This window comes from Alicyclobacillus kakegawensis NBRC 103104, from assembly GCF_001552655.1.
GTDB classification, from domain to species: domain Bacteria; phylum Bacillota; class Bacilli; order Alicyclobacillales; family Alicyclobacillaceae; genus Alicyclobacillus_G; species Alicyclobacillus_G kakegawensis.
In genome coordinates this window covers 131,109-149,238 of record NZ_BCRP01000005.1, presented here as the reverse complement: position 1 = coordinate 149,238, position 18,130 = coordinate 131,109, and the positions used below count along the sequence as shown (strand labels likewise).

17 protein-coding genes are annotated in these 18,130 nt (G+C 63.3%); 12 read left to right on the top strand and 5 right to left on the bottom strand.

Annotated features, from left to right (window positions below):
- Positions 1-15 precede the first annotated feature (15 nt).
- From AK2_RS05860 to AK2_RS05810, 11 genes are all read left to right on the top strand, one after another.
- Positions 16-840: a G1 family glutamic endopeptidase gene (locus AK2_RS05860; RefSeq protein WP_067932363.1), complete on the top strand. Its 825-nt coding sequence runs from the start codon at positions 16-18 to the stop codon at positions 838-840.
- Between the two features lie 175 nt (positions 841-1,015).
- The gene (locus tag AK2_RS05855; RefSeq protein WP_067932361.1) at positions 1,016-1,867 is read left to right on the top strand and encodes an NAD-dependent epimerase/dehydratase family protein; all 852 of its coding nucleotides are present in this window, start codon (positions 1,016-1,018) and stop codon (positions 1,865-1,867) included.
- Between the two features lie 323 nt (positions 1,868-2,190).
- Positions 2,191-3,639: an MFS transporter gene (locus tag AK2_RS05850; protein ID WP_067932359.1), complete on the top strand. Its 1,449-nt coding sequence runs from the start codon at positions 2,191-2,193 to the stop codon at positions 3,637-3,639.
- A 29-nt stretch (positions 3,640-3,668) separates the two neighbouring features.
- Entirely contained in the window at positions 3,669-4,847 is a 1,179-nt protein-coding gene (locus AK2_RS05845; RefSeq protein WP_245632792.1) for an acyltransferase, read from the top strand.
- Positions 4,848-4,942: 95 nt separating this feature from the next.
- On the top strand, positions 4,943-6,583 hold the full coding sequence (locus AK2_RS05840; RefSeq protein WP_067932357.1) for an AMP-binding protein: 1,641 nt from the start codon (positions 4,943-4,945) through the stop codon (positions 6,581-6,583).
- Positions 6,580-7,344: a phosphosulfolactate synthase gene (locus AK2_RS05835; RefSeq protein ID WP_067932355.1), complete on the top strand. Its 765-nt coding sequence runs from the start codon at positions 6,580-6,582 to the stop codon at positions 7,342-7,344. The genes AK2_RS05840 and AK2_RS05835 overlap by 4 nt, the downstream gene beginning before the upstream one ends.
- 105 nt (positions 7,345-7,449) lie before the next feature.
- Positions 7,450-7,848: a VOC family protein gene (locus tag AK2_RS05830; RefSeq protein ID WP_067922521.1), complete on the top strand. Its 399-nt coding sequence runs from the start codon at positions 7,450-7,452 to the stop codon at positions 7,846-7,848.
- Positions 7,849-8,039: 191 nt separating this feature from the next.
- Positions 8,040-8,858 (top strand): response regulator transcription factor, encoded by an 819-nt coding sequence (locus tag AK2_RS05825; RefSeq protein WP_245632791.1) that lies wholly within the window; start codon positions 8,040-8,042, stop codon positions 8,856-8,858.
- Positions 8,855-10,018, top strand: a complete 1,164-nt coding sequence (locus AK2_RS05820; RefSeq protein WP_067932353.1) for a sensor histidine kinase — start codon at positions 8,855-8,857, stop codon at positions 10,016-10,018. Before AK2_RS05825 ends, AK2_RS05820 begins: the two co-directional genes overlap by 4 nt.
- An 89-nt stretch (positions 10,019-10,107) precedes the next feature.
- Complete coding sequence (locus AK2_RS05815; RefSeq protein WP_067932351.1) at positions 10,108-10,866, top strand: ABC transporter ATP-binding protein; 759 nt, start codon at positions 10,108-10,110, stop codon at positions 10,864-10,866.
- Entirely contained in the window at positions 10,863-12,884 is a 2,022-nt protein-coding gene (locus AK2_RS05810) for an FtsX-like permease family protein (protein ID WP_067932349.1), read from the top strand. The genes AK2_RS05815 and AK2_RS05810 overlap by 4 nt, the downstream gene beginning before the upstream one ends.
- An 84-nt stretch (positions 12,885-12,968) precedes the next feature.
- Here AK2_RS05810 and gcvH read toward each other — a convergent pair whose 3' ends face one another.
- From gcvH to AK2_RS05785, 5 genes are all read right to left on the bottom strand, one after another.
- A complete protein-coding gene (gene gcvH, locus AK2_RS05805) occupies positions 12,969-13,352 on the bottom strand; it encodes a glycine cleavage system protein GcvH (RefSeq protein WP_067932347.1) in 384 nt (127 codons plus the stop codon).
- 48 nt (positions 13,353-13,400) lie between these two features.
- On the bottom strand, positions 13,401-13,859 hold the full coding sequence (locus tag AK2_RS05800; protein ID WP_067932345.1) for a TlpA disulfide reductase family protein: 459 nt from the start codon (positions 13,857-13,859) through the stop codon (positions 13,401-13,403).
- Between the two features lie 232 nt (positions 13,860-14,091).
- On the bottom strand, positions 14,092-14,631 hold the full coding sequence (locus AK2_RS05795) for a peroxiredoxin (protein WP_067932343.1): 540 nt from the start codon (positions 14,629-14,631) through the stop codon (positions 14,092-14,094).
- Positions 14,632-14,720: 89 nt separating this feature from the next.
- Positions 14,721-15,128, bottom strand: coding sequence for a Fur family transcriptional regulator (locus AK2_RS05790; protein ID WP_067932341.1), 408 nt, complete (start codon positions 15,126-15,128; stop codon positions 14,721-14,723).
- A 106-nt stretch (positions 15,129-15,234) separates the two neighbouring features.
- Entirely contained in the window at positions 15,235-16,398 is a 1,164-nt protein-coding gene (locus AK2_RS05785) for a Gfo/Idh/MocA family protein (protein ID WP_067932340.1), read from the bottom strand.
- 251 nt (positions 16,399-16,649) lie between these two features.
- Here AK2_RS05785 and AK2_RS05780 point away from each other — a divergent pair, with 251 nt between their 5' ends.
- Positions 16,650-17,894, top strand: a complete 1,245-nt coding sequence (locus AK2_RS05780; protein ID WP_067932338.1) for an aminopeptidase — start codon at positions 16,650-16,652, stop codon at positions 17,892-17,894.
- Positions 17,895-18,130 lie beyond the last annotated feature (236 nt).

Genomic DNA, 18,130 nt, shown 5'->3' with positions numbered 1-18,130 from the left:
GGAGGAGTGCAGGCGATGACGCGGGGGAGAGTTCAAGCCACGGCGCGTGGGCAGGGTGCGCGCCGGCCAGTGGACAAGGTGACCCATGCGGTGACCAGCGCCGAGTATGGGTGGACGTCGCAAAACTGGTCCGGCTATGCGGTGGCTGGGGATTCCGGCGCCTTCCAGGCGATAACTGGGAACTGGCGGGTGCCGGAGGTGACGCCCACAGTCGGCGGGGACCAGGCCGCGGCTCACGGGGGCTGGTGGAAGCGCCTGCTGGTGTGGCTAAGCCGCCTGCTGAGCGGCAACGGATCGCAAAGGGATGCGTATTCGGCCACATGGATAGGCATAGATGGATTCAGCGACACGCAGTTGATTCAGATTGGCACCGCGCAAAACGTGATAGCCGGTCAGCCGCAGTACTACGCCTGGTGGGAAATCTTGCCGAGCCCGGAGACGGTGATCCCGCCGCAGGCCTATCCTGTACGGCCGGGCGACCAGGTGACGGCCGCCATCACGCGGCAGGAGGATAGGCGTTGGCGGCTTTCGCTCTGGAATCGCACCCAGGGATGGGTCTTTGCGCGACCCAATTTGAATTACGATGGGCCGCTCACCTCGGCGGAATGGATTGAGGAGGCGCCGGAAGTGGACGAGCGGTTGGCGCGCCTGGCTGACTTTGGCGAGGTGGTGTTCACCGGCTGCAGTCTCAATGGGTTGGCTGTGCGGTTGCAGCCGGCGGATGCCGGCGCGATGGTTCAGGGCCGCCAGACCGTCGCTGTGCCGTCGGCCCCGGCGAAAAGCGGCGACGCATTCACAATCGCCTTTGGCAGCACGGCGCCTGCGGCCCCGGGAGGTTGATGTGCAGCGCAGACCTGGCCGCCCCGCCGGGTCTTTCTTCGTCCCGTGGCAGCGCGCTCCGCGTGCGGCAGAATGTGGCAAAGTACGGCACGTCCACTAGAGGACATGGCAGCACTTTTGCTAGAATTGGTTGTTGTCGCAACACATCACCAATTCGTTCACGGGGAGTGGGGTCATGGCAAAACGAGTGGTTGTGACGGGAGGCAGCGGCCGCCTGGGGCCGTGGGTCATCCGCGAATTTCTCGAGCATGGGTACGAGGTGGTCAACATCGACACCCGGCACCCGCAGGAACCGCTCTGTCCCACCGTGATTGCGGACCTCGCGCAGCTGGGGGACGCGGTCGACGTGCTGGAGGGGGCGGACGCGCTCGTTCACCTGGCGGCCATCCCTGCCGCTGGCCTGAGGCCCAATGAGTTCACGTTCCGCAACAACGTCCTCTCCACGTACAACGTGCTGGCGGCTGCGTCGTTGCTGGGCATGAGCAAGGCCGTTATCACCTCGAGCGAATCGTCCTACGGGCTGGTCTTTGCCCTGCATCCGTTCTCGCCGCAATACGTGCCGGTGGACGAAGACCACCCACAGCTGCCCCAGGACAGCTACGGCTTGTCGAAGGTGGTCAACGAGGCGACGGCCGACATGTTCCACCGCCGGTCGGGGATGCAGGTTGTGTCGTTCCGCCTCGGCAACGTGATTGCCCCGGATATGTACGAGAATTTTCCTTCGTTCATCCACAACCCGCGTGAGCGCGAACGCATCCTCTGGAGTTACATCGACACGCGCGACGCGGCGGTGGCCTACCGGTTGGCAGTGGAGGCGGATGGGCTCGGCAGCATGCGTTTGAACATCGCCGCGGATGACACCAGCATGGACATCCCCAGCCGTGAACTGATGGCGGTCAGTTATCCGGACGTGCGGGACTTTCGCGCACCCCTGGAGGGGTATGAGACGCTGTTGGACAATCGCCGCGCCAAACAGGTGCTCGGCTGGCAGCCTGTGCATCGCTGGCGCGACTACGTGAACGTCTAAAGCTTCCCTGGCGTTCCTTGCGACAACAGGTGCTGTCCCATAGGCGGCCGATCCGCGCGGCCGCCTGTTCTTTGCCTTGCTTCTCCTATGAACTATGACGTTCTCCACAAAATCTCCACACCGACTCCACAACTGTCCATACTCCTTCCAACACTCCTGCGGGTGGCGTTGCTAGACTTAAAAACACATAACCCATGCGTGGGGGCGTTCCCATGCTTATGTGTGTTTCTGCCATTGGGAATGGAGAACGGCGCCTACACGGCGCGCTGGACGGTCTTCTGGGCTAACGCGGCGTGAATCTGCCTCTAGGAGGGTCCCTTTTTATGACATCGTCAGCTAGGCTTGGTCCGTCGTCGCGGGCCGGTATCCCGGAACGCATGGAGCGGCTGCCGATGACCCGGTTCACCGGGATGGTGGTGCTGCTCTCGGGCCTTGCGTGGTTCATTGAGTCGCTCAGTATCGGATCGCTTGGGGTCGCGCTCGATCCGCTCAAACAAGTGATGCACCTGTCGGCGGGCCAGGTGGGCGTGCTCACGGCGGCCTCCACCTTCGGCATCGTGTTGGGCCTGATACCCGCCGGGTTTCTGGCGGACAAGTTCGGCCGGAAACAGATGTTGGTATGGGGGATTTTGGAGTACAGCCTGTTCACCTTGCTCTGCGCATTTAGCCCCAACTACGGGGTGCTTTTGTTGTTTCGCTTCTTGTCCGGCTTCGGCATGGGTGCGGTCTTCCCGCTGCCGTATGCGATAGTCAGCGAGTTTGTCCCGAGCACGCGGCGGGCTTGGTTCAACGGTCTGTTGGATGCCTGCCTGTCTGTAGGGTACTTTATCGCGCCCCTGTTGGGACTGGTCATTTTGCCGCGGTTTGACTTGGCGATGTCCTGGCGGGTTTTCTTTGCGGTGTCCGCCCTGCCGATGCTGTACGCCTACGTCATTCACCGGATGCTCCCGGAATCCCCGCGGTGGCTGGAGCGCAAAGGACGGCTGCAGGAGGCGGAAGCGCTGATGCGCTCTATTGAGCAGCGGGTTGAGCGTCTGACCGGGCAGCCGCTGCCCGCTCCCGTAGCTGCCGGGGTGGGCGAAGACGCCGAGGCAGAAGCCATATCGGCTCAAGGCTCGGGTGCGAATCCGGGGCCGGGTGGCCGCTTGAGCGCCGGAATCCTGGCGCCCTGGCGACCGCCGTATGTGCGCCGCACCGTGGCGCGGGCGGCCTCGGCCATCGGCACCTTCTATATGTTTTACATCGTGATGACCTATATGCCCACTTTATTCGTCTCGCAGGGGTTGTCGTTCGCGCATTCGCTCGAGTTTACGGCCATCATCACGGCCGCCGCCATCCCGGGCAAGCTCCTCAACGGCTGGATGGCCGAGTGGCTGGGCCGCAAGTGGGTCTATGTCCTGTTCATGGGCGTGGCCGGGGTGGCCTCGTTGTTCTTTGGGCTGGCCCGCTCCGCCGTCGGGATGGTCACATTCGCCTGCGTGATGTCCCTGTTTGGGACGGGCGCGTTCCCGGCGCTGAAGATGTCGTACGCGGAGCAGTATCCGACGCACCTGCGGACCACCGGCGCTGCTACGGTCGAGACGCTGGGACGGTTCTTCGGCGGCGTGGTGGGCTCCTACGCGATGCCGGTCATCCTCCAGTCGGCCGGCATGGCGGTCGGGTTTTACATTGTGGCCGCGGTGGCGTTGTGCGCCGTAGTGATTGAACTGGTGTTGGCACCGGAGACCAAGGCGCTCACGCTGGAGCAGCTGGAGGCCCGGTTGGCGCACTAGTTGGCTGAGCGTGCAAGGAGGTCGCACAGTTGGCCCAGAAAAAAGTTCACCTTTATGAAATCGACCTAATGCGCGCGTTTATCATGCTCGGCGTCCTGTCGGTACACACGGTCACGGTTTACGCGTCAAGACTGCGGGACGGGACCATCGCCTTTCTGTCGGTAGCCGCGGTTCACTCGTCGATGCACTTCACGCGTGAATCGTTCATGTTTATCACCGGCCTCGTGCTGTTCGTCACCTATTACCGGCGGCCCTTTCATACCCTCAAGTTCTGGTGGAAGCGGCTGACTCTGATTGCCGTGCCGTACGTGGTGTGGAACATCGCCTACATCCTGTACGGGCGCGACTACGGGGGGACGTTCGGTTCATTTCTCGCCAAGCTGGGCCATTCCTTGGAGGTGGGAGATCAGGGCTATGTGTACTATGTCCTGGTGTCCATTCAATTGTACATTGTCTTTCCCATCCTGCTTTATGGACTACGCTGGCTGGAGCGCTGGCACGCGCACATCCTTGTCGGCAGCTTCATCTTCCAACTGGCGTTGATGGGGTTTTACCATTACGTGCTGATTCACATCGACTATCAGCATCAATGGCCGTATCTGTTGGCGCGCATCGCCGATCGCTACGGGACGTTTGTGCTGACCTACCAGTTTTGGTTTGTGGCCGGCGGCATTCTGGCCTGCCATTACGATCGCATCAAGGAGTACGTGGAGTCGCACGTGGCGCTGTTGCGTTGGCTGCTTGTCATCGGGGTGCTCGCCATGTGGGCGCAGTATTTCTTTGAACGGTTTGTGCTCGGGTATTCGGACTCTCACGCCGAGTTGGCCGAGACGCCGCTCATGATTCCATACGCCCTGGTGGTCACGGCCAACATGTGGCAGTTGGGCATGGCGTGGGCGAAGCGGCGCACCCGGCCCGGGTGGCAGCCGTTCAGCCGGTTTGTCATGCTCGCCTCGTCGACGTCGTTCGGGATCTTCTTGTTCCAACCGTTCCCGCTCGCCCTTCTGTGGCACGTTGTGCCATACCTGAAGACACCGAGCTGGGTGACGTACGGATCGCTCCCGTTTGCGATTCTGTTTGTCTACTTCTCGGGCATGCTGGCGGCATATCTGATTGGCAAGGTGCCCTATGTGGCCTATTGCATCGGTCGCAAGGTGCAGTGGCCTGTCCACAAGCCGCAGCCCAACGCGGCATCGACCAGCGCCTGAGGCGGCGCGGGGGAAGGCGTCAAGCCTTCGCCGCGGCTGTACACCGTCTTGGCCTGGAGAGGTACTGGATTGAGACAGGAAAGGAGTTCTTCGTGATGTCCCAATTGATGGAACGCCTGTTCGCGGCACCGTTTGACGGCGATGCACCATGTCTGTGCTTCGCCGGGCGCTGGTACAGGCGGCGCGAGCTCTTGGCCGAGGCCGAGACGCTGGCTGCGCGTATGAGCAAAGCCGGCGTCCAGCCGGGCCAGCGGGTGATTTTGGGGGTGCCCAACTCGGCCGCCTTTGCCATTGCCTGGCTGGCGCTTATCCGCATGGGCGCGGTGGCTGCTCCCTGCAACCCGGACATGCCGGCGGCCGAATTGCTCGTGTTTCTCAACCGCTGCCAAGCGGCGGCTGCGGTGTTGCGACCGGAGCAGTGGCAGGCACTGCAGGCGAGCGCGTCTATCCCGGAGAGCTTGACGCGCGTGTGGCTGGTCGACGACGTGGCTCAGCCCCAGCCTGCACGATACCTCCTGCGGGGGCGGGATGGGGGCTGGTCCGAGGTAGCAGACGCCCTCGCACAGAGGGAGGCAGCCAGCGCGTCCAGCCAGGGCGAGGCCATGCCGGGGACTGCCGGAATACTGCCGGATCTGGCCGACATCTCCGATGAGGCGCAGGGCGTTCTCCTTTACACTTCCGGCACGACCGGCGTGCCGAAGGCGGTCGGCCTGCGCCACCGGCATCTGTTGGCGACCGCCGACAACGTCATCGTCTCGCACCAGTTGACGGAGCGGGATGTGACCTACTGTTTCCTGCCGCTGTTTCACATCAATGCGCAGGTGATCGCGTTTTTGGCGACGCTGCTCTCGGGCGGGCGCATCGTATTGGCGCCCAAATTCAGTGCGTCCTCGTTCTGGCCGCAGGTGGAGGAGTACGGGGTGACGTGGGTGTCAGCGGTGCCGACCATCATCGCTATCCTGCTGAAGAAGCCGCGTCCAGAGCGCATCCCACCCCACCTGCGCTTTGTAAGGTCCGCTTCCGCTCCGCTGCCTGTGCTCGACGCGATGCGGTTTGAGCGCCGCTTTGGCATTCCCATCATCCAGTCGTACGGCATGACGGAGGCGGCCAGCCAAATCTGCGTCAATCCGCTGCCCCCGGGGGAGCGTCGGTTGGGATCGGTGGGGCTGCCGGTGGGAGTGGAGCTGATGGTGGTGGATGACAACAACCAGCCGCTGCCGCGCGGGCAGGCGGGTGAAATTGTCATCCGCGGTGCCAGCGTGATTGAGGCGTATGAAGGCTTGGACAGTCCAAAGGATTTTGCTGGTGGTTGGTTCCACACCGGTGACCTGGGGTACCAGGACGAGGACGGCTATGTGTTTCTCACAGGCCGCAAGAAAGAGATGATCAACCGCGCCGGCGAGAAGATCAGCCCGTACGAGGTCGAGGATGTCATCCGCGAGCATCCGCGGGTGCGTCAGGTGGGCGTCATTGGCCTGCCGGATCCCCTGTATGGGGAGCGGGTGATCGCCTGCGTTGTGAGCGACGCGCCGCCGGCGGAACGAGACGGGGTTGCAAGCGAGATTCTACAGCTGTGTCAATCGTCGCTGTCACGTTACAAGTGGCCGGCCGAGGTACTGTTTGTCGAGGACATCCCGGTCGGGCCGACCGGCAAGGTACAGCGGACGCGGCTGAAGCAAGAGTTGCTCGAGGGGGAGCGGGTTCCGGCGGATTCTGAGAGGAGGTCGGTGCCGTGAACACGGCTGAATTGACGCTGCCGGAGCGGGCCAGCAAGCCCCGCTCCCGCGGCCTCACCCTGTTGATTGACAACGGGGTTCCCCTGCACCACTTTCAGGATGTTGTCGAGAGTTTTGACGGGTTCATCGACTTCGTCAAGTTCGGTTGGGGCACCTCCGTCATCACCAAGCACCTGACGGACAAGATCCGATGTTTGGAGGAACACGGCATCGGCTGGTTTTTTGGCGGCACCTTGTTTGAGAAGTACGTCCACCAAGGCAAATTGGCCGAATACCGTCGGTACCTCCGTCAGCACGGTGGGCGCTACGTCGAGATCTCCAACGGGACCATCGACCTGTCGAATGCGGAGAAGGCCCAGTACATCCGCGAGTTTGCCAGCGAGTTCACGGTATTCAGCGAGGTGGGCTTCAAGGATGGCGAAAAGTCCATCCGCCTCTCCCCGGCCCGCTGGATTGAGTACATTCAGGAGGACCTGGCGGCGGGCGCTTTTAAGGTCATCACCGAGGCGAGGGAGAGTGGCACCAGTGGCATCTGCCGCAGCAACGGCGAGGTCCGCTACGGCCTGATTGAGGAGATTGCCGATTCGGGCATCGATTTGGACCAGGTGGTCTTTGAAGCCCCGAACAAGACCTTGCAGACCTATTTCATCCGTCTCTTTGGCACCAACGTCAACCTGGGCAACGTCGCTTTTGACGACGCGGTGGCGCTGGAGACCTTGCGCCTGGGCCTGCGTTCGGACACGTTGCTGCAGTTCTCCTGAACGGGGCCGCGTGGTGGTCGGGGCGTTCCCGTCGACGGGCGGTTCGCGCCCAAGTGGGTTTTGCCCGGGAAATTCGGACAGTCATCGACAAAGGAGGCGTTGCCCGTGCGCAACCCGAATAACGTGTTTCACCTCGCCATACCCTGCCGCGACTTGGACGAAGCGTACGAGTTTTACGTGAAGGGGCTCGGGTGCAAGCTGGCCCGCCGTTATCACGACCGCATCACCTTGGACTTTTTCGGCGACCAGGTGGTCTGCCACCTGTCCGACGCGTGGGAGCGTGATCCGAAGATGTATCCGCGCCATTTTGGCGTTACGTTTTCGGACAAGCGGGAGTTTGACAACCTGTTGAGGCTGGCCAAGATGCGTGACTTGCCTTTCTTCCAGCCGCCCTCGAAGCGCTTTGAGGGCCTCGTCGAGGAGCATGAGACGTTCTTTCTGAAGGATCCCTCCAACAACCTCCTGGAATTCAAATATTACCTCGACGAGCGGATGATGTATTGACGGCAGCCCGCAGTCTGACCCGGCACGGCACAGACACCGCCGGACCGGGTCTTCATGCCTCGCCTCTGCATCTCGGGTTCACACTCTGCCAATCCCCCGAGTTCCCGTATAATGAGGATCATGCGGCCTAGGAGTCGGCCAAGCCATTTCCATCAGGCCATGGATGAAGCGGCTTTCCGGGAGGGATGCGCGTGACCAGGCAAGAGGACGGTCTCCCGCAGGGCCATCATGTCGAGTCCGCACCCGCACGGGGGGAGAGGGCACAGCCCCTGCCGGGGGAAGAGCGGGCTTCCCCGTCGGCTGGGGCTCGCATCTTCCTCGTCGAGGACGACGACAAGTTGGCAGCGCTTATCATGCGTCGGCTCGCTGGGTACGGATACTGTGTACGGCAGGCGGCCGATTTCAACCGGGTCGCCGGTGAGGCCGCCGCGTTTCAGCCCCACCTGGTCATACTCGACGTAAACCTGCCGCGTTACGACGGCTTTCACTGGTGCCGAGAACTGCGCCGCTTCTCGCGTGTGCCGATTCTGTTCTTGTCGGCGCGCACGGGCGACATGGACAAGGTGCTGGCGTTGGAGCAGGGGGCGGACGACTACCTGACCAAGCCGTTTCACCCAGATGTATTGACGGCGAAGGTCAAGGCGTTGCTGCGCCGCGCCTATGGCGACTACGCACAGGCGGCCGAGACCCAAGCGGCGCTGGTATGGGGCGGCTTCGTCCTCGACGTGCGCAGGTCCGTCTTGGCCCTCGGCGGCGAGCGGGTGACCTTGTCCAACACAGAACGGGAGATTTTACGCTTACTGTTGCAACGCCAGGGCGATATTGTCACGCGGGAGGAACTGTTGGAGGCGGTGTGGGATGAGGCGGATTTTGTCGAGGACAACACGCTGACCGTCAACATCGCGCGCATTCGGGTCAAGCTGGCCGCCGCTGGGGCGCCCCGGGTGTTGGAGACGGTACGCGGCGTGGGCTACCGCCTGCGGCCGCTGGCCGAGGGGGTGGCGGAGTGAGGCTGCGCGACTATGTTCTCGACCTCGGCCGCCTTCTCTCCCTGGCCTGCCTGGGGCTGGGTCTGTTTGTGTTGGTCGTCGTGCTCTCGCTGCAAAGCCGAGGGCTGGCGGTGCCGTGGGCGGACTTATTGTACGGCTGCCTGCTGGCGGCGCTGGCCACCGCCGCCGGCGTCCTCTGGGAGGTGTGGGTCCGCATACCTCAGGGGCGTGCGCTCGCGGCGCGGCGAGCGGCCCTCGAACAAGGCGGCGCCCAGCCGCGGCTGCGGCTGGTGGGCACGCGTGAGCAGCGGGCATGGGCCGCCCTCGTCAACGCGGAGTACGCCCACAACCTGCGCGAGCAGTACGAATCCGAGCGGCAGACCAAGTTCTACGAGGCGTTCGTCACCCGTTTTGCCCACCAGATGAAGACTCCGCTGGCGGTGATGACCCTGTTGTTGGCAGAATTGCGGGAATCGGTCGCCGCGGGTAACGCAGGCCCCGCAACGGACGCGGGGCAGGGCGCAAAGGCGGGCGGCAACCGGAACGTGAAGGCGGCAGGCGTGGCGCCGCTGCTCGACAGCCTGCTTGAGGAGAAGGAACGGTTGGAGGCCAGCCTGGAACAACTCCTTCAGACTGCCCGCGTCACCTCATTCCGTTTCGACGCCCGGCCCGAGCGGGTGGACGTGGTGCCACTCCTGCGCGAGGTGGTGAACGAGCACAAATCCGCCTGGATACGCCGCCACCTGTATCCACGCATCGATGCCGAAGCGCCCACTGTGTACGCGTGGACGGATGGCAAATGGCTGCGCTTCATCGCCGAGCAGTTGGTGCGAAACGCGCTCCAGTACGGCGTTCCTCCCGGGACGGATGGCCGTCCCTTCGTTATCCGCGTTCGCCGACGCGGCGGGGATGTGGTGCTGGCGTTTTGCGATCAGGGCATCGGCATCCCGCAGGCGGACCTGCCGCGCCTCTTCCAGCCATTTTTCACCGGCGCCAATGGGCGCCTGCATTCTCGTGCCACCGGGATCGGCCTGTACCTGGTCAAGGAGGTGTGTGAGCGCCTCGGTCACGACATCCAGGTGTGTTCCACTGCGGGGCAAGGCACCACCTTCACCCTCACCCTGCACGACTCGACCCACCTGTCCCCTGCCGCGTTATCGGACGACCTTACAAAACTGTAAGTTTGGCGGGAGCGACTGTAAGCTTCCTGTTAAGGTTTGCCCGGGTCCGTTCTGGCACACTGGCGGTAGGATGAAAGGAGGCCGGGGCGATGCAAGTCCTTGAAATTGTCCATTTGACCAAGGTGTACCAAGGCCGGCGCGGGCAGGTGGCGGTCCAGGCGCTCGACGGAATGGACCTGTCGGTGGCCAGGAGTGAGTTCGTGAGCATCATGGGGCCCTCAGGCAGCGGCAAGACCACCCTGCTCAACATCCTCGCCGGGCTGGACCGACAAACCGGCGGCGAGTGCTGGATTGACGGCCGCGAGCTGTCGACCATGAGCAATGAGGAGCTGGCGGTGTTCCGACGGCAGAAGCTGGGGTTTGTCTTTCAGGATTTCAACCTGCTCGACACCCTCACTCTGGCGGAAAACGTCGCCCTGCCGCTCGCCCTCGACGGGGCGCGTGGGGCCCGTCTCTACGAGCGCGTCGTGTCGGTGATGGCGGACCTCGGCTTGGACGCCGTCCGCGACAAGTACCCGTACGAGGTGTCCGGCGGCCAGCAGCAGCGGGCCGCGGTCGCTCGCGCCGTCGTGCACGAGCCGGCGCTGCTGTTGGCGGACGAGCCGACCGGCAACCTCGACTCCGCCTCCGCCCAGGCTCTGCTGGAGCTGTTCCGGGCGTTGAACCGGCGGCGGCAGGCCACATTGCTGATGGTCACGCATGATCCCTTCTCGGCCAGCTACGCGGACCGGGTTGTGTTCATCAAGGACGGACGAGTACACAGTGAACTGGTGCGCAACGGCGGCCGGGAGGCGTTCTTTCAGGACATCCTGAGCGGGCTGGCGGTGCTGGAGGGGGCGCGGGCATGAGCTGGTTTCGTCTGTTGGTGAAAAACAGCCTGCGCACCATCCCGCGCTACCTCGGTTTCTTCCTGGCCGGTGCGATGGCTGTAGCGGTTTACATGCTGTTTGCCTGCTTCATCAGCAACCCGAGCGTCATCCACGGCACCATGCCGGGAGACGCGCGCGGCGTCCTGCGTCTGTGCCAAGGCATTGTCATCGTCTTCTCTGTGTTCTTTGTCGTCTTCTTCCACGCTGCGCTGCTGCGGCTGCAAAGCCGTGAGTTTGGCCTGCTGTTGGTGCTCGGCGTGCGCCCGCGCCAACTGGCGCTGCTGGTGTTTGTGGAGAGTCTGTTGCTGGGCGCCGCCGCACTGGCGCTGGGCGGCGTACTGGGTCTGTTGTTCCTGCGGCTGTTCCTGATGGCCATCACAGCGGCCCTCTCACTGCCGCCGGTGCCGTTTGCGGTCCCCAGCTCGGCCTTGCTGAGCACCTGTTTGGGTTTTGGGTTGCTGTTTGCCGCGGATGGGCTTTGGCAGGCGCTGCGCACGGCGCGGCGGATGCCGCGAGCGCTCATCCTGGGCGGGCGGGTGCACCAGCGGGAGCCGCAGGCGGCGCCGTTCAAGGTGGTGTTGGCCCTTTTGTGTCTGGCCGCCGGCTACACAATGGCCATCCGCTTCCCCCACGCTGTCATGGTGACGATGGTCCCGATTCTGGTGTTGGTCATCTTCGGCACGCTGCTGTTGTTCAGCCAGGTGTCCGTATACGTCCTGCGCCGTCTGCGCCGCCCGGCGATGGGCGGCATCACGTGGCTGACGTCCGCCCGTCTCATCCATCGGATTCGCGATCACGCCCGCATCCTGACGGTGATCACGACCTTATCGGCCGTGGTCATGACGGCGATGGGTACCGTGGTGAGTTTTACCCAGTTGAACGCATCGAATTCAGAACGCGTGGCTCCGTTTGCGGTCCAGGTGACCGCGCCGGTGGGCGCGAAGACGTTGTGGCAGAGTGTGGGCGCCTCCGACCTGCGGGAGTCCGGGTTGTCGGTTTCGCAAACCGTGCAGGTGCCGGTGCTCACAGCCGAGTTGAGCGATCCCTCCGCGAGCGGCCAGTCGGTTACAAAGACGGGCGGATCGACACGAATGACGCGCGCCAGCGGGAACGCCTCAGCGTTGAAGGCAATGGTCATCTCCGACACGGGCTATCACCGCCTGCGAGAAGCATTGCTCGCCAGCCATCCCAGCCTGGCGACAACCATCCCCGATTTTTCGCTGGCCGGCAATCAGGCGGAGTGGGTGGTGCCGTATCCGTACATGGTGCCGCGCATGTTTCAAAGCGGACGTGGCGTGGTGCGACTGGGTGGCAAAGAGTACGCGGTGCGTATCCAGGGACAGAGCGACGCCCGGGCCTGGAACGAGCAGCAGGAAATCGACCGGGCGCTCATCGTTTCGGACGCGCGCTTCCAGGCGTGGGCGGCCGCCGCAACCCCGACGGAGCAGTGGCGGATAGCGGCCGCCACGGCCAAGAATTGGCGGAGGAGCACAGGCATCCTGCGCCACCTGCGGGCGGGGCTGCCCGCAGCGGACCGTTGGTGGGTGACGGGAACGGCGGACATGTACACATCGGGGATGCAGCTGTTCTCGACCAGTTTGTTCGCCGGGTTCTTCGTCAGCGCCCTGTTCTTCCTGGCCTGCGTCAGCACACTGTACTTCCGCCTCTCGGCCGGGCGCGAGGAGGATGTGCGCCAACTGCGCGCCCTTTTGCGCATCGGCGTGCGCAGGCGGGAAGTCCGGCGCCTCATCAGCTCGGAAATGGCCTGCCTGTTCTTCGCCCCCCTGGTGTTGGCGTTGTCGCACACCCTGGTCGCGATGGTGGAGTTCTCCCGGTTGGTAAGCATGGGATGGTCCAGTTGGCGGGATGTTGCTCTGGTGGCGCTAATATACGCTGCCTTCTGCGCCTTGTTCTTCCTTATCGCCCGCTCGGTTTACCTGAACGACGTGTTGCGGCAAGCGGGCTGGCAGGACGAAGCGGCGCCGCCGGCGGCGTGAAGCAAAGGTGAGTGGCGGGTGCAGCGGCGCAGCCCTCAGCGCGTTGCGCATCGTGTGTGGCGCGCGGTGAGCGGTCGGGGATATCTATTCGTCCTGTATCGCCTGTTCGTAGCCGTCGGCCGACAGCAGGGAGTCCAACTCCCCCGTGTCCGTCAGCTTGACGACAACCATCCAGCCGTCCCCGTAGGGGTCATGGTTGACCGTTTCGGGGTCGTCGTCCAGGGCGGAGTTCACCTCGACGATCTCGCCGCTGACCGGGGCAATCAGGTCGGACACGGTCTTCGCCGACTCCACCGTGCCAAAGCTTTGGCCCTGGGTCAGGCGACCACCTGGGGATGGAAGGTCGACAAACACGATGTCTCCCAGTTGGTCCTGAGCGAAATCGGTGATGCCGATGCGGGCCAGGTCGCCTTCGACCTGGGCCCAGGTGTGTTCCGGGTGGTACTTCCTATCGGATGGATTGGCCATATTCTCCCTCCTCGCTGTGTCTCGGGGCGGCGCCTCGGTTTCCCGTCCTCAGCCTTCGACCGGCAGGCCGAGCGCCTCGCGGATTTTCGGCTCGACTTTCTGGAATCCTTTGTCCCCGGCGGCGCGGAACTTGAGCGTGCCGTCTTCGCCAAACACGAAGAACGCAGGCACGTACTCGTTCTCAAACCGTTCCGCGACCTGCATGCGGTGGTCCAGCCCCACAGGTTGCTCGATATGGTACTCAGCAATGTCCCGGAGCACCTTGTCCTTGTCGACATCTTCCTGCTGCCGCGGCATGTGGATGGCGATAGTCTGCAGCCCCTGGTCCTTGTAGCGGTTGCGGATGGCCACCACGTCGTTCATCGTCTCGTGGCAAATGTGGCAGGAGACGGCGAAAAAGTGGATAAACGTGACTTTGCCCGGCTCCACACGGGGCTGGCCGTCGCTGTTCAGCCACTCGGTGGCGCCATCCAGGCTCGGCATGGCGGTTCCCAAACGCATTGGCATGCGAATAAGACCTCCTTACAATCAATAGGATGCAGTGTTCACGTTGCCCATACACCAATCCGTGTATGTACAAGGCGCGCGAAACACTCTTCTTGATTTATGGTGAACGGCGCCCGGGCAGAACCCGGACGCCGGAATTGGCAAGCCAGGCCGCCAGCGGCGTTGCCGTTTCCGCGGCCGCCAGCGTCCGGTCCCCATCGCGCCGCGGGCGCAACCGCCGGTGAGGCAAGCCTCAAACCTCGAGCAGCTTGTCGCCAGGCTTCCAGTTGGCCGGGCAGAGTCCCCCCGCCTGCAGCGCCTCCAGCACACGCAGGGTCTCGTCCACGCTGCGCCCGATGTTCATGTCGTGTACCACCTGGTAGCGCAGGATGCCTTCCGGATCTATGATGAACAGTCCGCGCAGCGCTTGGCCTTCCGATTCCACCAATACATCATACTTGCGCGCGACTTCCTTCGTGAAGTCGGCAGCCAACGGGTAATCGAGACCGCCGAGCCCGTTTTTATCCCGCGGCGTCTCAATCCAGGCCTTGTGGCTGTGCACGCTGTCGCAGCTGACCCCGAGCACCTCCGCGTCCAGGTCCTTGAACTCCTGCAGGCGGTCGTTCATCGCGATGATTTCGGTGGGGCAGACGAAGGTGAAGTCGGCCGGATAGAAGAACAGGATCAACCACTTTCCACGGTAGTCAGACAACTTCACCCGTTCATCCAGGGTCTTCAGGTTTTTCGTCGACAGCATGTCGAAATCAGGAGCCGGGTTGCCTACGAGCGGCATGGGAATCACACTCCTTTGAAGTTTTGATTCTTGATTTAGACTAAGTCTAAATCAACAACGCGAGTATACCACAGGGCCGAGGCATGTGTCTAGTCTCGACTCTGTGCGTCCTGTTCCGCGCTCCGGCAGGCTGGGCACAATCCGGTCAGGTGCACATTCAAGGAATGCACTTTGTAACCCGTCTCGGCTTCAATCTGCCGCACCAGCTCGGCCGTGTCGACGTCGGCCTCGGCGATGGCGCCGCAGCGCGAGCATACCACGTGCTGATGCTCCTCCATTCTTCCGTCGTAACGGGTGATGCCGTTGCCAATGTTAAGCTCGCGTATCAAACCATGATCCGCCAGGTACCGCAGGGAGTTGTAGATGGTCGCATAGGCATACCGCTCGCCTCGCTGGGCCAGGGCATCCATGATGTCGTTCGCGGTAGGGTGTTCCCTGGACTGCCGGATCACCTCCAGAACAGCTCTGCGCGGAGCAGTCATGTTGAGCGATTGCACCGAGAATTCCTCCAATAAAAGATAGTCATGATCCCATCCTACACAAGGTTTCCCTCTCGCTCAAGGGAAATACGCTGGCAACGCGCTTCCCCGTCGCCGTAGCTGGTCAGGGCCGCGGCTGGCTGGGCGCACAGGCGACAGCCAGGGCCAGATCGGCCTTCGCGTCTTCCCAGCTCACGTGGCCGCGCCAGCCGGGCTCTTCCATCATCCGGCAGAAGTCGAGCCAGCGCGCCCGCGCCATCGCTTCATACCACCCTTGGCGATCCGTCAGTTCTAAGGTCCGCTCATAGACAATCCGTTCGTCCGCATCTGCGCTCGGAACGGGCGTCACGTCCATGGACGTCAACCGCTCCAACGCTTGGTGCGTCGGCTGCGTCGGTACCGCATCCAGCACGCGGTCACACAGTTCGGCCTGAGCCCGGGTGAGTTTCGCTTGCACACGCACGCCAGTCGGAATCCACCCGTCCACCTGCAGCCGGCCTTGCGCCAGGTGCAGCATCCATCCTGTCGATTCGGGGATGTCCGAGTCCAGGGTGAAGCCGTGATAGTATTGCACCACGACCTTTTGCTGGCTGTGGCCAGCGTGTACCACCTGCGCGAACACGCGCGATTCGCGCCCCTGTTCGTCCGCAAGCACATCGCCGGCGGCCGCTAGGGCTTCGCCGAACCAGCGGCGCGCGACCTCGAAGAAATGAACCCCGTGTTCCACGAAAATGCCGCCGCTCAGTTCGCGCGACCAGAACCAGTGCGAATCGTCGGGCACGCGGTGGGCGGAATTGTACAGACTGGCCTGCCAAGGGCGCCCGAACACCTCCAGCTCCAACAATCGCCGCACAGCCTCCACCAGCGGGTTGAACGGCTGCACCAGATTGACGGCCAGCGCGAGACCCTGTCGATCCGCCAGGCGTCCGTTTTCCGCCATCGCTTCGACCGCCAGCGCTCCCGGCTTTTCCGCCAGGACGTGCTTGCCCTCTTGGAGGGCAAGGGCGGTGAGGGAAGCGTGCAGGTGCGGCGGTGTTGTAAGGATGACCGCGTCCAGTCCAGGAGCGGTGACCAGTTGCGCCGCGTCCTCATACTCCTGGGGCCGCTGGGCGGTGGCGCTGCTGCGTCGGAGCAGGTAGGCATCGATGACAGCCTGTCGCTTGTTCGGTGTCCGGCCGGCCACGGCCATGAGCTCGAAGCTGGGCAGAGGCGCCAGCGCCTGCGCCAAAAACGCCGCAAACGCCCCAGCGCCGGCGATGCCCACGCGATGTTTGCGGGAGCAATCCATGGGGGGCCACCTCCTCAACTGCAGGCGTCTTGCTGCGGGTCTAGCGTGTCTACCTGTATTGTAATACAGCCGTGCCATCTCGGCGAATCGACCGCTCTATCCCCCTTGCTGCACTTCCCGCTGGGACATGGGAGGGACGCGCTTGGAGCCGTAGGCGGCCGATTGCGGCTTTGCGCGGCCCGCGGGGCGAGTGGTAACCTGGATAAGGCAGGAGAAGATACATACATCCCTGAAGAGGAGATGACCGCGCAGTGGATGCGAAACAGTTGCGCAAGTACGCCGATTTGGCGGTGCGGGTGGGCGTCAACCTGCAGCCTGGCCAGCACCTGGTCATCGGTTACGGGATTCGCCAGGTGCTGCCGGAGCACATCGAGTTCGCCCGGATGTTGACGGCCGCCGGCTACGACGCCGGAGCCAAGTTTGTGCAGATTGAATGGGGGGACGAGTGGTGGCAGCGGGAGACCATTCGCCGCGGCTCGCTGGAGACTTTGGAAGCCCGCGCCCGCTGGCAGCTGTCGTGGATTGAGCAGCTGGCGGAAGAAGGCGCTGCCTTCATCGCCATCCCCGCATCCGATCCGAACCTCTTTCAAGGCGTGGACGCGGGCCGCGTCACCACGGCCAACCGTGCCGTCGCCTCGGTGTTCCGCGCGTTCAACGACAAGCGGACCAACGACGAGTACAGCTGGACACTGGTTTCGGCCCCAACGCAGGCGTGGGCGGACCAGGTGTATCCCGAGCTGCCGCCGGAGCGGCGGGTGGAGGCGCTGTGGAAGGACATTCTTTTCTGCGCGCGCGCTGACGGGGACGACCCGATTGCAGACTGGCACCAGCACATCGACAACCTCAAGCGCCGCAGCCAGCGTCTCAACCAGCTTGGCATCCGCAAGCTGCACTACCGGGCGCCTGGCACGGACCTGACCATTCGTCTGCACGAGCGGGCGTATTTTACCGCCGCCTTGCAGCACACGCCAGAGGGAGTGGGCTTTGTCGCCAACATGCCGACAGAGGAAGTGTACACGGCTCCCCTCAAGGATGGTGTGGACGGGGTCGTCTCGAGCACGATGCCGCTGAATCACAACGGCCACCTGATTGACGGCATTCGCCTGCGCTTCGAACAAGGGCGCATTGTCGAGTACCACGCGACAAAGGGAGAGGATGCGCTGCGCGACATCATCGAAGCGGACGAGGGCAGCCATTACCTGGGCGAAGTCGCGCTGGTGCCCGTCGATTCGCCAATTGCCAAGCTAGGCCGCCTGTTCTACAACACCCTGTTTGACGAGAACGCCTCCTGCCACCTGGCCATCGGCAAAGCGTATCCATTGGTCGAGGGCGGTCACGACCTGGGGCGTGAGCAATGGGCCGAGTACGGCCTGAACGAAAGTCTGATGCACGTGGACTTCATGATAGGTTCACCAAAGCTCGACATCGACGCAGAAACAGCGGACGGCACCACCGTTGCGCTGTTTCGCGGCGGTCGCTGGACCGAGTCCGTATAAACAACCGCCATCGCCGCGCCGGGCAGCCGGGCGGGCGCCTGCCTAAGGCGCCTGCCTGAGGCCCCAAGCGCTCAGCTGTCCTGCCAATCTAGCACATCCGGCCCTAGGCGGCTCCTCGCGCTGCTCGTCTGCACCCAGGTTTACCCTTCGCCGGGGTATAGAGCTTCCGTGTATTTTTGCACTTGTATCACGACGATAACCGATGGTCAACATAAAACTTGCGCCCAACCTGCGAG